Genomic DNA, 14,017 nt, shown 5'->3' with positions numbered 1-14,017 from the left:
AAATTTATATCCAGTAAGATTAGATATTCTGATTTCAGGAGCTTTTAGGCTAATTATTTTAGGGGTAAGAAAAGTGAATGAACCTGTCATTGCTGTAATTATAGCATTTTTAGCCGCAATTGGCGCGATGATTAGTCTTGTTATTACTAAGGAACTAAAAACATCTGAGTTCCGTCAGGCATGGATCTCTGAATTAAGGCAAGCTCTTTCAAACCTGCTTGGATTTTATGATGTATTGAGAAGAGACTCGGAAGTTTCAGATGAAGAACGAAAATCTGCATACAAAGGGATCACAGTAGTTCAATCAGAAATTTATCTCAGGCTCAATCATAGTAAACCTTCAAGAGAAGAAACTGTTCTAAGAGATGCCATTAAATTACTTAATGTTAAAGTATCTTCTGGAACACCTTCTTCAGATTTAAAAGAAGATATCGATGATTTCACCATGGCAAGCCATAATGTATTAAAAAAAGAGTGGAAGCGAGTGAAAAGAGGTGAGTTATTATACCTTTCAATGAAGTGGTTATGCATTATTATCTTTGTAATATGTCTCATCTCTTTGGTTGTATTCATTTTTAGTCATTGGCCCGCAATTGTAAGTGTGTTATTGGGGCGTGATATTATTATCTTGAGCATATAGTTACTGTAATGAACCTTTGTAATTAAATTGGTTTTAAGTTTTTAGATTAAGGCGGTGAATTTTGTTTGCAACTTAATAAAGTTTACTACGGGTTTCGTTTCTAGACAAAACAAACACCTAGGGTTGTATTGGGACGTATACTGAACGATTGCGAGGTAGCCAATGAGTGATTTTAACAGTGCGGCAAAGTCACAGAATGAGCGAGGCAAGGTTAACACTGGCCTTGCCGTCCAAGTATCACGTAAAACGGTTGCAAGAGCATGTTTGTCATCACTAAGAAGCAAGAGCATTTTCGAAATTACCCAGTGGAGGGTAAAGATTTCCTCCGAGCAACCGATAACCTTACTTCAAGGTAGCGATTCGGTATACTTAAAACAGGAGGAGGAGAAGTGAGCACTCATTTTTTAGCTTGCGATAAAGTCCGTAAATATAAGATTGCAACACTTGAGAACTATAACGGAGAGTCCATAATTCAGTTGCCAACTGAGCCTCTTGCTTCAGACCAGACACAAACGCCGATTATGAAAGATTATTTTGTTGTTAGACATTTTTTTGGTGGGGCAACATACTTAATCGCAACTCGAGATGGTGTTTTCCCTGAAAATCCTCAAGACGCGATCGCAAGGTACCAAATTCCTCCATATCAGTGTTGATCGATTTTTAATAATCAACCAGCAATAATTAAATCGCAGTCGGACTGAACACCCGATTGCGGCTTCTGCGCATTTAAGGGGACTTAAATGCGAGCACAATATGAACTCCTCACCTGCCACAGATGCAAATGCTCTTAATGATTAAACCCGCTTCGGCGGGTTTTTTTACGCCTGAAATTTGTGTCTATGGGTTAACAATTCGTGCTCTTAAAACGTTGATCATTTCGTTTTATAGGTATACTGTATAAAAATACAGTATACGCAATGGAGGCCACTATGAAAGTTGAGTTAACTATTGATCGAACAAAGAAACTTCCTGATGGCGCAGTGCCAGCATTAGAAGCCGAACTGTTACGCAGGCTCAGCCAGAACTATGAAGGGGTCAAACTTACAATTCGCCGCGCCGGGGCTGATGGCCTGAGTATTCTGGGGGGTGAAAAAGGGGACAAGCAGCGCATTGAGGAGATTCTTCAGGAGACCTGGGAAAGCGCCGACGACTGGTTTTACTAACATTGCGCTTGGGGCTGGCGCGCATTTTTTCAGAATACCGCAATTTGCGTATCCCTTTGATGCTGCTGCCGACAATTTTTAACCGCGTCTGTATGTCGCTCGAAGGGAGAACAGAATGTGAGTAATTCAGCTTTGCAAACGTCAGAAGATAACTGGTATGACATTGTAAGACGGTCTGACGGCTGCGTGGTGTTTAGCTTTCCTTCGTCGGGCAGGCATCTTATCTATCGCGTCAATGGCATGGTTTCTATGCGGCCTTTGCTGGATGATGAAGAAGTCTTTACTCCCAATGGCTTTATGCAATTTATTCGCCGTCTCGGCTACCGGGTAACGCCACCTTCTGATAATATGAAATCAACGGTCTGAACAGCCGTTAACCTGCTGCGCCACGGAGTGAACAACCATGGCGCAATTACAACTCATTAAGCAGTCAACAGGAATCCTGATCCCCGCGACGCCGGAGACCAGTGATTTTCTGCAATCAAAATGCAAGCTCGGCTCCGTTCTGGTTGCCGACTTTAAACTTGTACGCAATCCTGCGTTTCATCGCCGTTTCTTTGCGCTCCTGAATCTCGGGTTCGAATACTGGGAACCAACCGGCGGCGCTATTTCTTCGAATGAACGCAAACTCGTTAACGGTTATGCCAGATTCCTTGCCTCATACGGCGGCAATGAAAGCGCTCTGCTGGACGCTGCCGAGCAGTATCTGGAGCAGATCGCCAGTCGCCGTATCACGAACGGCATAAGCCTGTGCAAATCCTTTGACGCTTACCGCGCCTGGGTAACTGTCGAGGCCGGTCACTTTGACGCCATACAGTTACCAGATGGCACGCTCCGCAAACACCCTCGCAGCATCGCGTTCGCCAGTATGGACGAAACCGAATTCCAGCACCTGTATAAGGCCGCACTCGATGTCCTGTGGCGCTGGATCTTGTCCCGTACCTTCAACAGCAGGGAAGAGGCCGAGAACGCCGCCGCCCAGCTTATGAGCTTTGCGGGGTGATGGCGATGAAGTATTCATATTTTCACCACACGGAATGCACCACCGAGCAGGCAGAGCGCCTGATTGCCGATTATCAGTCTCGCGGCGTCAGAGCCAAAAAGAGCCTCAATCCTGATTTCCTGACCTGGACAGTCAGCGCGAAATTACAAGAGTGCGAACGTCCGGCGCGGACGCCGAGAACCTTCCGACAAAAAGGCTGGGGGTGAGCATGGCTATTTATCGAAATAGGAAATGGCTCGCTGCCGTTGGTCAGATTGAGCGCTGTGTCCTGTGTGGGGAGTGGGGGACGCAAGTTGCTCACCGAAACGAAGGCAAGGGCATGGGGTTGAAAGCAGATGACTGTGCAACTGCTGCAATTTGTGTGCACTGCCATACAGAAATAGACAACGGAAAAAACCTCTCTCGCGATGAGCGTCGGCAGTTAATGGACCGCGCTATCGTGCTTACTGTCATTGAGATAGTCCGCCGTGGGCTGGTGGTGCCTGTATGAAAATTTACGACATCACGCCGATCGGCAAGCCCAGAATGACCCGGGCCGACAAATGGAAAACTCGACCAGCGGTCATGCGTTACCGGGCATTCTGCGATGAAGCACGCCTGCGCAAAATTCATCTGCCGGAGTCCGGCGCCCACGTCACGTTCGTTATGCCGATGCCAGCGAGTTGGAGCAAAAAGAAGCGAGAGCAGTTCAACGGCAAGCCGCACCAGTCAAAACCAGACTGCGACAACATGCTTAAAGCACTGATGGATGCCCTGTTTGATGATGATTCCAGCGTCTGGGATTGTCGCATCACGAAGCTATGGGGCGAGAAAGGTCAGATCATCATCGAGGAGGGCGTATGACAACCGAAACGGAAAAAGAACTGAGCAATGTCGTTGCGTTCCCCGAGAGGAAAGAGGATCTGCGCGACGAACTGGCGATGCGACGGGAAGAAGGCGGCAAAATTTATTGTCATCACGATTCCGTCTGGGTGGATGAAAAGGAGCGAACATTGCGCTGTCGTCGCTGCGATGCGCTGGTGGACCCTTTCAACTACATCCTGCACCTATGTGATACCGAAAACAGATATGTCGAGAATGTGAAATATCTGCGTCGGGAAGAAAAGCAGCGCCGACAGAACATCGAAAAGCTGATCCAGATTGAGCGTAATGCTAAATCAAGGATCAGGCGAGCAGGACATAAAGGGATGTTGCCGCTATGGCAAAACGAGAGGGTGGACAAGTGAAGCCTGAAGTTATTGAGTCTCTTCGCTGGCGCTGGCTGCGTCTCCGTATTTATCGCTACCGGGGATCTTTTCCTGTGGCATACCGCATCCTTCGCAATTACATCCGTATTCAGCAGAAAGCAGGGGAAAATCAGTGAAAAATTTATCCTATATTCGTCAGCAACTGATTGCGGCCACGGTAGATCTGAGCGGAGCGACAAAGGGACAGTTAATGGCCTGGCTGGAGAACGCGCAGTTCGATACGAATACTTATCCCCGCAAGAGGTTGCGTGTACGCGATGAAGTTACGGGAAAACTGATAACGCTGAACAACCCTCCGATCCCCGGAAAACAATCACACGCCAAAGGATCGCATATCCCGCTGGTGCAGCCGGTCGAATACTCCACTGCTTCATGGCGTCGGGCGCTAATGTCACTCGACGAGCATCAAAAAGCCTGGTTGCTCTGGAATTACAGCGAAAGCACATGCTGGGATCACCAGGTAATCATTACTCGCTGGGCGTGGGAGCAGTTCAGTAAGCAAATGGGGGGGAAGCGCGTGGCGAAAAAGACAATAGAGCGTCTGCGGCAGCTTATCTGGCTGGCGGCGCAGGATATGAAATCAGCGCTGGCAGGGCGTGAGCAGTATCAATATGCCGATCTCGCGGCGCTGGTGGGGGTAGAGGATAAAAACTGGTCCAAGACCTTTACAGCGCACTGGTTGGGTATGCTCCGACTGTTTGCTGAACTGGACAGGGAATCATTACTATCATTAACCAAAACACGTTCGCAGCAAAAAGCGACAAATTGTGAGCAAAGTATTGCAAAAGTAGATTAAAACGGCTATATTTCATGTAAATCTGATATTGTCGCCATAGCTTTGATTGTCGACGAACTTAAAGCCTCGCCATCGTGCGGGGCTTTGTCGTTTCTGGAGCCAGTATGTCGCAACCAATTACCGAACAGCTTCATTTCAGACCCGCAAGTGAAAAACCAACCAAAGAATTTAATGGGCGTTGGGTTATCCTTCTTAACCCCTGTGATGGTTGGCATATTGCTCAGGTGCTGGCACTCGAAGAAGACGGCGAGGTTTACCATGTTGGTGCATACGAATTTGCTGGTGGAGAGTTTGAGCCACATGATTTCTATGTCGCCTGGGCATTGCTGCCAGATTCGATAAATTTGGCAAACCATTTTGAAGATCAGCGACTGAGCCCTGAGATTAGAGAGGCCCGCTGGCGAGAATGGGTAGCAAAAAACTGAATCCCTCTACCTTGGGACAATTATCCCGCGCATTGTGGGCGATTAAAGCCGTGCGCTTATCTTCTATTCCCGCTTCTGGCGGGTTTTTTATTTGTGCCGTTCGGAACGATTCCTCTGTGTTTTGTCGTTAATCCACCGGGCGGCCTTTCCCTTACACACAGCCTCCGAAAAACGCGAGGTAAGAGACCATGAGAATGAACGATCACTCAGGGAACATTTTCACGCAGTTTTTCGCGTGGGTTGGAACCCTCGCGGCAGCATTAGGTTTTACCACACAGGACATGGTCTACATGTTCTTTGGTGCTGTCGGCCTGCTTATTTCTCTGATCTCTTACGTAAATGGCCGAATTGATGCCCGTCGTAAACGTAAAGAAGACGAGAAGCGCACAGCCATGATCCGCGATTACCTGGATGGAATCAGTGATAAACCCATTGCTGAGCGTCCGGCGGCTGTAAGTGTTGTTGCCGACGCGCTTACTAAGGCTGGTGAATGATGGGGTGGAGAGCAAAACTTAGTGCCGCCGTTCTGGCACTGGTTCTCGCCGGTGCGCCAGCGTCGGTTATTCTCGATCAGTTCCTGAATGAGAAAGAGGGTAACAGTCTGACAGCGTACAAAGATGGTGGCGGGATCTGGACGATTTGCCGTGGCGCCACAATGGTTGATGGTAAACCGGTGGTGCAGGGCATGAAGCTGACGCAGGCGAAATGTGACCAGGTAAACGCCATTGAGCGCGATAAAGCGCTGGCCTGGGTAGAGCGAAATATCAAAGTACCACTGACAGAACCACAGAAAGCGGGGATCGCGTCGTTCTGCCCGTACAACATCGGCTCTGGTAAATGCCTGCCATCTGGATTTTTTCGTAAGCTGAACGCAGGAGACCGCAAAGGGGCCTGTGCTGAAATCAGGCGTTGGATATTCGACGGCGGAAAAGATTGCCGCATTCGCTCCAATAACTGCTTTGGGCAGGTTTCCCGTCGCGACCAGGAAAGCGCGCTTACGTGCTGGGGGATAGACCAGTGAACCCGGCGCTGTTAATTGCTGGCATAAAAGCCTGGTGGAAACCCGTTGTCGTTTTACTTCTGGTGGCTGGCGCGTTTATCACCGGAAATGTCTGGAGCGACAGGGACTGGCAAAAAAAATGGGCAGAGCGCGACAGTGCGGAGTCGTCACAGACAGTGAACGCACAGGCCGCCGCCCGCTGGATTGAACAAGGGCGCATAATTGCCCGTGATGAGGCTGTAAAAGATGCACAAGCACAAGCCGCTAAATCTGCTGCCACTGCTGCTGGCCTGTCTGCCACTGTTAACCAGCTGCGCACCGAAGCAAAAAAACTCGCTACCCGCCTGGACGCCGCAAAGCACACCGCAAATCTTGCCGCTTCCGTCAGAAGCAAAACAGCCGGAGTCGACGCCGGAATGCTCGCCGACATGCTCGGACGCCTTGCAGAAGAGGCTCGATATTATGCTGAGCGATCTGACGAAAGCTACCGAGCTGGAATGACATGCGAGAAGATTTATGAGTCAGTTAGAAGCTCAAACAACAGGAGTTCCGCAAATAGTGCAGATTAAGTCTTCTGGCGAGAGAAGCATCAAGTCGAATGTAGTATGTCTGATCTTAGTTAATAAAATTTTTTTTAGACTTGCCGATACTATTTCTTCGCTTCAATGGAGAAATAGTGAATGTCAAAAAAAGCCACAATTTCATATTATGTAATGGTTACCTTCGATATTACGGTCGGTGATAAGTCGAACATCTATAGTGAGGTTTCCGAGCTACTTGAAAAAAATGGACTTAAGAAGGATTTCGATGGTAACGAGCTTCCCGAAAATGTTTACTTAGGGAAAAGAAAAGCTGAAATTACTTACGAAGGTGAGGGGCTTACTCAAGGAGATATTAAAAACAGAGGGGCAGAGATAACTAAACGTTACTATAAGCTCTTAAAAGATTTCTTTAATGCAGAAAAAATTAAATATAAAATATTCATCACAGCCAGCCGTATGACGACTACGGCCATACGATATACAGTTACTAAAAAATAAAATAGCCGCCTCCGGGCGGTTTTTTGTTGGCATCACCAAATCACTTTCCAAGGTGCTTTGCTGATGCTTACCCGACAAGAAGCATAGATTGGCATCAACCAATGAGGTGATCCATATCTTGGCAGCCGGAACAGACGGAAGTGGCATAGCAACATCGTGAGATGGTGGCGACCGCTGCGACAAGAATGCCCATAGCGCCGATTCGTCGCAGTCTCCACGCCCGAACTAAGACCGCAGCCTCCTTGAGGAGGATTCTCCCTGCGCGAGTGAGCGTGGTTATTCAAAAACGGGTCACGCCGGGTTTTCCTCGCGATGGTAACGCGAGCTTTTACCTTCATAGCGGCCAGCCGGAGCCGTGGCGGGCGAATCTGGTTACTTACCTTTTCTTCAAACAGGATTAACTCATGGCTAACGATGACGAGCGCAGGCCACTCCCGCCGGTTAACTTTATCAATGCTGAAAACTGGCAGCCATACACCAGGCTGATCCCCGCCAATGAAGTGCATGAGTGGATAAACAGGCAAATCCTGAGCGATACAGGAAGCATCCATAACCCTGACCACGCGCACCTGATTGATGCCGATCTCTGCTTCATGTGGGCGTCCGATTCGTTCGCGAAGAAAGGGCGCTACGTTCTCGGCCAGGCCGAACAGGTAATACTCCGCGCCGGCGGCTGGCAGAAGGCCAGAATGGAACAGCAGATGTATGAATGGTTCGGGCGCATTCCGAAGTTCATCATCACGCTGGCAGCCGATTACTGCTCACAATGCAGTGACCTTGAGTTCTGCGCACTGGTAGAGCATGAGCTTTACCATATTGCCCAGTCTACCGACGACTATGGCGCGCCGAAGTTCAATAAAGAGACCGGTCAGCCGGTACTGACATTGCGCGGACATGATGTCGAAGAATTTGTCGGTGTCGTACGCCGATACGGTGCCAGTAATGAAGTGCAGGAAATGGTTGATGCGGCGAATAAGCCTGCGGAGGTTGCACATCTTAACATTGCCAGAGCGTGCGGGACGTGCATGCTGAAACTGGCTTGATTTTATGACTGATTATGACGGGCAGGTAAGCTATGGCGGCATTAAAAGGTGAGGTCAAAGCCTTCATCGTTCAATCGCTTGCGTGCTTCGACACCCCTTCTCAGGTTGTGGAGGCTGTCAAAAAAGAATTCGGCATCACGATCCCCCGTCAGCAGGTTGAATCCCACGACCCGACAAAAGCTAACGGCAAAGGCCTGGCGAAAAAATGGGTGGAGATGTTCAACGAAACCCGCGAGCGCTTCCAGACGGAAATTGCAGAAATCCCGATTGCTAATAAGGCTTATCGGCTTCGCGTACTGCAACGAATGTCTGTGACCGCCGAGAACATGAAAAACCTCGGCATGACGGCCCAGCTTCTCGAACAGGCTGCGAAAGAGGTCGGTGACGTTTATACCAACAAGCAAAAGGTTGAACAGAACGTTATATCGACTCACAACGTTATGCCCGTCCCATCCTGTGACAACGTTGACGACTGGGAAGCTGCTGCGCAGAAACAACAAAATGAGGTTCTTGGTGGATGAATTACAAGGCTGTATGGAAGCCTCTGCCCGGATCACAGTCTCTTTCGCTGAGTTGCCCATGTAATGAGATCCTCTACGAGGGAACGCGCGGACCAGGCAAAACCGCTGCGCAGTTGGCGCGTTTTCGCCGTAATGTCGGTGTCGGTTATGGTTCATTCTGGCGCGGTGTCATTTTTGACACTGAGTATAAGAACCTGGCAGACATCATCACGCAGTCTAAGCGTATGTATAACCTGTTCGGCGACGGGGCAAATTTTCTTCGGTCCGCGAGTGAATTGCGATGGGTGTGGCCTACTGGTGAAGAACTGCTGTTCCGGTTCGGAAGCGAAGCTGATGATTACTGGAACTTCCACGGGCAGGAATTTCCGTTTATCGGCTTTAACGAGCTGACCAAACAACCTAACTCAGATTTCTACGAAGCAATGTTTTCGTGTCGCCGCTCATCGTTCCGGCCTGAAGACTATCCGCGAAAAGATGGATCGTTGCTAAAACCGATCCCACTCGAAGTATTCAGCACGACAAACCCATTTGGCATCGGTCACACCTGGGTAAAAAAACGATTTATCGAACCGGCACCGCGCGGAACTGTACAGCGTCACAAACAATTAGTGTTCAACCCTCAAACCGAGCGGGAAGAAGAGATCACGTTAACCCGCGTCGCGATACACGGTTCTTTCAAAGAGAACCCGTATCTGGATCCGCAGTACATAGCAACGCTGATGTCCATCAAAGACCCGAACCGCCGCAAGGCATGGGTAGAGGGTTCGTGGGATGTTACCAGTGGCGGACGCTTTGACCATCTATGGAGTGAGGCGCTTCACGTCATTAAGCCGTTCCGCATACCGGATAGCTGGACCGTTGACCGTTCCCATGACTGGGGTGAGTCGAAGCCGTTCTCTAATCTCTGGTGGGCTCGCACGGATGGCACTGTCGCGACGCTGCCGGATGGGCGTCAATTCTGCCCGCCCGCCGGGTCTCTGATTCTGATTGGCGAGTGGTACGGTTGCCCGCCTGACGAACTGAATAAAGGGCTGAACATGTCATCTACCAACGTCGCAAAAGGCGTTGCGTGGATTGATAAGCGGCTAACAGGCCAGGAAGTTGACGAACCTGATGAGATAAAACTCGATGGCGTCACTCAGGGACAACTCAACATTATGCCGGGTATCTGCAAAAAGGTTGTTCCCGGCCCGGCCGACAGCGCGATCTACAACACTGGCGATGATGAACTTTCAATCGCTCAGAAAATGGAAGTGCAGGGCGTTAAATGGGTTGAGGCCAACAAAAAGCCCGGCTCTCGCGTTAATGGCGCCGCATTGTTTGCCGACATGCTGGAGGCGGTTGTCGAAGGTAAAAAACTGGAATCCGGGATACCAGAAAAACCTGCGTTTTATGTTTTTGATTACTGCCGTGGCTGGATAAGCCGTATTCCTGTACTCGTCCGCGACAGCAAAAACCCTGATGACGTTGACACGCAACAGGAAGATCACGACTGGGACGGAACTCGTTATGAAGTTCTGCATTCACCGCCGAAGAAAGTCGGCAAAGTCACCAAACTTCGGATGTAAACCATGCCAGATATTTCGACACCCAACCTCGACTATAACGACATGGTTGAGGCGTGGGACATTAACGATGCACTGATGGGCGGCACGCTGGAAATGCGCCGGCAGGGCGAAGCCTACCTACCTCGCTGGCCGCGCGAGGACAAAGAGGACTATAAGAAACGCCTGTCTGTTGCGACGCTGCTCCCGGCCTACGAAGAAAGCATTAAGCAAAATACCGGGCGCGTATTTGCTGAGCCAACAGTGTTAAGCGAAAAAACGCCGGAAAAAATCAAAGATTATGCCGAAAACATCGATATGGAAGGCAGTCGCCTTGATGTCTGGGCGCAGCAATTCTTTAGCCTGGCGTTTCAGTATGGTCTCGCACATGCACTGGTGGATTACCCGCGCACAAACGCCGAAGAAATCCGCACAAAAGCTGACGAGCAGGCTGCTGGTGGTCGACCGTATGTAACGATGCTTAATCCTCGGCAGGTGATCGGCTGGAAATCAAAGGTTGTCAGCGGAAAAGTTGTGCTCACTGAGTTACGCGTAAAAGAAGTCATTGTCGTGGATGGTGACGACTTCGGGCAAACCAAAGTTGAGCAGATCCGCCACATCATGCCGCGTAAAGTGGAAATCTGGCGCCGTAACAAAGGTGATGGTGGGGAATCCACCTGGACTCTTTATGAAGAGTGGGAAACCAGTCGCGACGATATTACCCTTGTAACGCTCTACACCAAGAAAACCGGGTTTATGCGCGGTTCTCCGCCGCTGTTGAATCTGGCATTGCTGAATATCAAGCACTGGCAAAGCCAGAGTGAGCAGGACAACATTCTTCATGTTGTGCGTGTGCCGCTTCTGTCAGTTTTTGGTCTGGAAGACGATCAGGAACTGGTCATTGGCTCATCCAGCGCTACTAAATTCAGCGACCGCGCAAAGCAGGGTATGGAATACACCGAGCACACCGGCGCTGCCATTGAATCCGGCAAAACATCGCTGGATGATCTGGAAAATCAGATGCGCCAGGCGGGTGCGAAACTGCTGCGCGCAGAAAACACATCAACAAAATCTGACGACCAGACGCATGAAGAGCATATGCAGGAAAACTCGCCACTGTACACCATGGCGAGTTCTCTGGAGGATGCACTTGATAACATTCTGCAAATCATGGCTCAGTGGATTGGTGAAAGTGATGGCGGCAATGTTGATGTGCGCACCGAACTGGATGTTACTGCTCAGACGTTCGATTCATCTGCTGCTATGGCCGTTCAGTCCCTGCGACAGGGGGGCGACATCCGCCAGGTTGATGCCGTTCGCGTGCTTCAGGCGCTAAAATTCATCGACCCTGACGCGAAACCGGAAGAGGTTATCGACGAGCTGAAAAACCAGCAGGTAACGTTGATGGGCGGTAACAATGGCGACGGTTAACGAACAACTGCGTGATGAGTCCATAGCGCACGCTATCTGGATTAGTCGTTACAGTACCGGCGTTGCCAACAGGATGGTGAAGCTGCTCAACGAAAGTGATGCTGAGTTGACAGCGCGCCTGCTGGTGGCGATGGATGGCATAGAGCCGAACAGCTTTACGGTCACGCGTCTTGAAGCGCTGCTGGCGAGCGTGCGGGAAATTAACCGCACTGCGATAAACGGCATGTTTTCCAGCCTGTCTACTGAACTGAATGACCTGGCGCAACATGAGGCGGGGTATCAGTTGAGTCTCTTTGACGCGCTGTTGCCGGAGTTCGTGACCGACGTTCATCCGCTGGTGGGTATCTCTCCAGACGCTGTTTATGCTGCGGCAATGGCGCAGCCATTTCAGGGGCGACTGCTCAGTGAGTGGGCCTCAAATCTCGAAGCGGATCGCCTCAACCGCATCAGTAACGCAGTTCGACAGGGTTTTTTGCTGGGAGATACGAACGAGCAGATAGCGCGCAAGGTTCGCGGTCACGCTAATCGCGGCTATCAGGATGGCGCGTTACAGATGAGTCGCGCCAATGCCGCCAGCACCGCGAAAACGGCAGTGGGGCACCTTGCGGCGACGGCGCGTAACAGCTTTGCTGACGCCAATAACGACCTGATGAAGGGTAAGCAGTGGCTTTCCACCCTGGACAACCGAACGACGCAGATGTGCAGGATTCGCGACCGCCTTAAGTACACGCTGGAAAATAAGCCAATCGGTCATAAGATTCCTTATTTGCAGGGGCCAGGGAAAATTCATTTCTGCTGCCGTTCCACTGAAACCTTCATCCTCAAATCAGCGAAAGAGTTGGGTATCGATGTTCGCGATATCCCGCCAGCGGAACGCGCCAGTATGGATGGTGTTGTGCCTGGCGATACCAACTATCAGGAATGGTTCTCGCGTCAGTCGTTCGATCGCCAGAAGCAAATCGTTGGCGAGAAGCGCGCCCGGTTGATTCGTGATGGTGGTATGTCTCCTGATGAGTTCTACACCGATAAAGGCGAATGGCTGACGCTGGCGCAGTTGCGGGAACGTGACGCACAGGCGTTTAAAGAGGCGGGGTTGTGATATCTTATTTAGACCAACAGGAGGTGATAATGATTATCCAGTTAATCACAATAGCCTTAGGTCTGGTTGCAATAGTTATATCCAGTCGTTCAATTTATGAAATGTGGAAATTCGAACGGGAATACAAAAAGAAAGGTCGCTAAGGCGGCCTTTTTTATTATCTGAAATTCACAACAGGCTGCCTCCGGGCGGCCTTTTTTATGGCCGCAATCCGGATGGTGAGCGGTGCAACGGTCGGATGACCAAATCAAAGGTAACAACATGAAACTGAAGACAGTTGAAGTAAATGGTAAGCACTACGCAGAAGTCGATGCTAATGGTCTGCCGGTTTACGTGCATGACGACGGGAAAGAAATTGGCTTCGATGCCGCTCAGGCTGTCAGCAAAATCTCGGCGCTGAATGGCGAGGCTAAATCCCATCGCGAAGCCAAAGAAGCCGTTGAAACAAAACTTGCTGCTTTCTCAGGGATTGAAGACCCTAAAAAGGCGCTCGAAGCAATCGAAATGATGACCAAAATCGACCAGAAAAAACTGATCGATGCTGGCGCAGTTGACCAGGTGAAAGCCGAAATCACCAAATCATTCCAGGCGCAACTGGATGAGGCCAACAACAAAAGTAAAACGCTGGAAGGTCAACTGTACGATTCGATGATCGGCGGTAGTTTTACCGGCTCCAAATTTATCACCGATAAAATCGCCATCCCTGCCGATCTGCTTCAGGCCCGCTTCGGGCAGTCGTTTAAAGTCGAAGAGGGTAAAGTTGTCGCCTATGACGGCACCGGCAACAAAATTTATTCCCGCTCTAAACCGGGCGAACTGGCCTCATTCGATGAAGCGCTGGAGTTCCTGGTAGAGCAGTACCCGCAAAAAGACCACATCCTGAAAGCCAGTGGCAATAACGGCGGTGGTTCACGAACGACTCAACACGATGCCGGGCAGAAAACAATGAAACGCTCAGCATTCGATTCTCTGGATCAGACCGGGAAACAGACAGCCCTCAAAGACGGTATCACCATCGTCGACTAACTGCATTTGCCAGCTTCCGGATGGTGGCTGGCGCCAGAG

Annotated in this window: 22 protein-coding genes; all 22 read left to right on the top strand. The window is 50.0% G+C overall.

Features of this window, described 5'->3' with window-relative positions; translation table 11 throughout:
- Positions 1 to 73 precede the first annotated feature (73 nt).
- Positions 74 to 640 (top strand): hypothetical protein, encoded by a 567-nt coding sequence (locus tag CKO_RS08040; protein ID WP_012132757.1) that lies wholly within the window; start codon positions 74 to 76, stop codon positions 638 to 640.
- A gap of 389 nt (positions 641 to 1,029) precedes the next feature.
- Positions 1,030 to 1,293, top strand: coding sequence for a hypothetical protein (locus tag CKO_RS08030; protein WP_024130420.1), 264 nt, complete (start codon positions 1,030 to 1,032; stop codon positions 1,291 to 1,293).
- Between the two features lie 276 nt (positions 1,294 to 1,569).
- Complete coding sequence (locus CKO_RS08025) at positions 1,570 to 1,803, top strand: DinI family protein (RefSeq protein ID WP_024130419.1); 234 nt, start codon at positions 1,570 to 1,572, stop codon at positions 1,801 to 1,803.
- 117 nt (positions 1,804 to 1,920) lie between these two features.
- On the top strand, positions 1,921 to 2,169 hold the full coding sequence (locus tag CKO_RS22380) for a hypothetical protein (protein ID WP_012132752.1): 249 nt from the start codon (positions 1,921 to 1,923) through the stop codon (positions 2,167 to 2,169).
- 37 nt (positions 2,170 to 2,206) lie between these two features.
- Entirely contained in the window at positions 2,207 to 2,806 is a 600-nt protein-coding gene (locus CKO_RS08020; RefSeq protein ID WP_012132751.1) for a DUF1367 family protein, read from the top strand.
- Complete coding sequence (locus CKO_RS08015; RefSeq protein WP_012132750.1) at positions 2,806 to 3,012, top strand: hypothetical protein; 207 nt, start codon at positions 2,806 to 2,808, stop codon at positions 3,010 to 3,012. Before CKO_RS08020 ends, CKO_RS08015 begins: the two co-directional genes overlap by 1 nt.
- A gap of 2 nt (positions 3,013 to 3,014) precedes the next feature.
- Positions 3,015 to 3,296 (top strand): hypothetical protein, encoded by a 282-nt coding sequence (locus CKO_RS08010; RefSeq protein ID WP_012132749.1) that lies wholly within the window; start codon positions 3,015 to 3,017, stop codon positions 3,294 to 3,296.
- On the top strand, positions 3,293 to 3,649 hold the full coding sequence (locus CKO_RS08005) for a RusA family crossover junction endodeoxyribonuclease (protein WP_012132747.1): 357 nt from the start codon (positions 3,293 to 3,295) through the stop codon (positions 3,647 to 3,649). Before CKO_RS08010 ends, CKO_RS08005 begins: the two co-directional genes overlap by 4 nt.
- The gene (locus tag CKO_RS08000; protein WP_012132746.1) at positions 3,646 to 4,032 is read left to right on the top strand and encodes a hypothetical protein; all 387 of its coding nucleotides are present in this window, start codon (positions 3,646 to 3,648) and stop codon (positions 4,030 to 4,032) included. Before CKO_RS08005 ends, CKO_RS08000 begins: the two co-directional genes overlap by 4 nt.
- Complete coding sequence (locus CKO_RS23005) at positions 4,029 to 4,169, top strand: YlcG family protein (RefSeq protein WP_024130418.1); 141 nt, start codon at positions 4,029 to 4,031, stop codon at positions 4,167 to 4,169. Before CKO_RS08000 ends, CKO_RS23005 begins: the two co-directional genes overlap by 4 nt.
- Positions 4,166 to 4,849: a bacteriophage antitermination protein Q gene (locus CKO_RS07990; protein WP_012132744.1), complete on the top strand. Its 684-nt coding sequence runs from the start codon at positions 4,166 to 4,168 to the stop codon at positions 4,847 to 4,849. Before CKO_RS23005 ends, CKO_RS07990 begins: the two co-directional genes overlap by 4 nt.
- A gap of 104 nt (positions 4,850 to 4,953) precedes the next feature.
- Positions 4,954 to 5,274 carry a hypothetical protein gene (locus CKO_RS07985; RefSeq protein WP_024130416.1) on the top strand — a complete coding sequence of 107 codons (321 nt, stop codon included), beginning with the start codon at positions 4,954 to 4,956 and terminating at the stop codon, positions 5,272 to 5,274.
- Positions 5,275 to 5,462: 188 nt separating this feature from the next.
- Complete coding sequence (locus CKO_RS07980) at positions 5,463 to 5,768, top strand: hypothetical protein (protein WP_012132741.1); 306 nt, start codon at positions 5,463 to 5,465, stop codon at positions 5,766 to 5,768.
- Entirely contained in the window at positions 5,765 to 6,295 is a 531-nt protein-coding gene (locus CKO_RS07975) for a lysozyme (protein WP_012132740.1), read from the top strand. The genes CKO_RS07980 and CKO_RS07975 overlap by 4 nt, the downstream gene beginning before the upstream one ends.
- 8 nt (positions 6,296 to 6,303) lie before the next feature.
- A complete protein-coding gene (locus tag CKO_RS07970) occupies positions 6,304 to 6,843 on the top strand; it encodes a DUF2514 domain-containing protein (RefSeq protein ID WP_080516670.1) in 540 nt (179 codons plus the stop codon).
- A 111-nt stretch (positions 6,844 to 6,954) separates the two neighbouring features.
- Positions 6,955 to 7,314 (top strand): hypothetical protein, encoded by a 360-nt coding sequence (locus CKO_RS07965; protein ID WP_024130414.1) that lies wholly within the window; start codon positions 6,955 to 6,957, stop codon positions 7,312 to 7,314.
- A gap of 404 nt (positions 7,315 to 7,718) precedes the next feature.
- Positions 7,719 to 8,357 carry a putative metallopeptidase gene (locus tag CKO_RS07955; RefSeq protein ID WP_012132735.1) on the top strand — a complete coding sequence of 213 codons (639 nt, stop codon included), beginning with the start codon at positions 7,719 to 7,721 and terminating at the stop codon, positions 8,355 to 8,357.
- Positions 8,358 to 8,389: 32 nt separating this feature from the next.
- Positions 8,390 to 8,878: a DUF2280 domain-containing protein gene (locus tag CKO_RS07950; RefSeq protein WP_012132734.1), complete on the top strand. Its 489-nt coding sequence runs from the start codon at positions 8,390 to 8,392 to the stop codon at positions 8,876 to 8,878.
- On the top strand, positions 8,875 to 10,446 hold the full coding sequence (locus CKO_RS07945; RefSeq protein WP_012132733.1) for a terminase: 1,572 nt from the start codon (positions 8,875 to 8,877) through the stop codon (positions 10,444 to 10,446). Before CKO_RS07950 ends, CKO_RS07945 begins: the two co-directional genes overlap by 4 nt.
- A gap of 3 nt (positions 10,447 to 10,449) precedes the next feature.
- On the top strand, positions 10,450 to 11,853 hold the full coding sequence (locus tag CKO_RS07940) for a DUF4055 domain-containing protein (RefSeq protein ID WP_012132732.1): 1,404 nt from the start codon (positions 10,450 to 10,452) through the stop codon (positions 11,851 to 11,853).
- Positions 11,840 to 12,952, top strand: a complete 1,113-nt coding sequence (locus tag CKO_RS07935; RefSeq protein ID WP_012132731.1) for a phage minor head protein — start codon at positions 11,840 to 11,842, stop codon at positions 12,950 to 12,952. The genes CKO_RS07940 and CKO_RS07935 overlap by 14 nt, the downstream gene beginning before the upstream one ends.
- 261 nt (positions 12,953 to 13,213) lie before the next feature.
- Positions 13,214 to 13,978, top strand: a complete 765-nt coding sequence (locus CKO_RS07930) for a DUF6651 domain-containing protein (RefSeq protein WP_024130413.1) — start codon at positions 13,214 to 13,216, stop codon at positions 13,976 to 13,978.
- Positions 13,979 to 14,017 lie beyond the last annotated feature (39 nt).

The sequence above is a fragment of the Citrobacter koseri ATCC BAA-895 genome, assembly GCF_000018045.1.
In the GTDB taxonomy this organism is placed as follows: Bacteria; Pseudomonadota; Gammaproteobacteria; order Enterobacterales; family Enterobacteriaceae; genus Citrobacter_B; species Citrobacter_B koseri.
This window is presented reverse-complemented; position numbering and strand designations above follow the sequence as displayed.

Bases quoted from the DNA above. Each gene is read 5' to 3' on its own strand.
- CKO_RS08015 (WP_012132750.1), top strand. From the start codon at position 2,806: ATGGCGATGAAGTATTCATATTTTCACCACACGGAATGCACCACCGAG.
- CKO_RS08005 (WP_012132747.1), top strand. From the start codon at position 3,293: ATGAAAATTTACGACATCACGCCGATCGGCAAGCCCAGAATGACCCGG.
- CKO_RS08010 (WP_012132749.1), top strand. From the start codon at position 3,015: ATGGCTATTTATCGAAATAGGAAATGGCTCGCTGCCGTTGGTCAGATT.
- CKO_RS08020 (WP_012132751.1), top strand. From the start codon at position 2,207: ATGGCGCAATTACAACTCATTAAGCAGTCAACAGGAATCCTGATCCCC.
- CKO_RS07930 (WP_024130413.1), top strand. From the start codon at position 13,214: ATGAAACTGAAGACAGTTGAAGTAAATGGTAAGCACTACGCAGAAGTC.
- CKO_RS07955 (WP_012132735.1), top strand. From the start codon at position 7,719: ATGGCTAACGATGACGAGCGCAGGCCACTCCCGCCGGTTAACTTTATC.
- CKO_RS07975 (WP_012132740.1), top strand. From the start codon at position 5,765: ATGATGGGGTGGAGAGCAAAACTTAGTGCCGCCGTTCTGGCACTGGTT.
- CKO_RS07935 (WP_012132731.1), top strand. From the start codon at position 11,840: ATGGCGACGGTTAACGAACAACTGCGTGATGAGTCCATAGCGCACGCT.
- CKO_RS07945 (WP_012132733.1), top strand. From the start codon at position 8,875: ATGAATTACAAGGCTGTATGGAAGCCTCTGCCCGGATCACAGTCTCTT.
- CKO_RS08000 (WP_012132746.1), top strand. From the start codon at position 3,646: ATGACAACCGAAACGGAAAAAGAACTGAGCAATGTCGTTGCGTTCCCC.
- CKO_RS07980 (WP_012132741.1), top strand. From the start codon at position 5,463: ATGAGAATGAACGATCACTCAGGGAACATTTTCACGCAGTTTTTCGCG.
- CKO_RS07950 (WP_012132734.1), top strand. From the start codon at position 8,390: ATGGCGGCATTAAAAGGTGAGGTCAAAGCCTTCATCGTTCAATCGCTT.
- CKO_RS07985 (WP_024130416.1), top strand. From the start codon at position 4,954: ATGTCGCAACCAATTACCGAACAGCTTCATTTCAGACCCGCAAGTGAA.
- CKO_RS07965 (WP_024130414.1), top strand. From the start codon at position 6,955: ATGTCAAAAAAAGCCACAATTTCATATTATGTAATGGTTACCTTCGAT.
- CKO_RS07940 (WP_012132732.1), top strand. From the start codon at position 10,450: ATGCCAGATATTTCGACACCCAACCTCGACTATAACGACATGGTTGAG.
- CKO_RS08025 (WP_024130419.1), top strand. From the start codon at position 1,570: ATGAAAGTTGAGTTAACTATTGATCGAACAAAGAAACTTCCTGATGGC.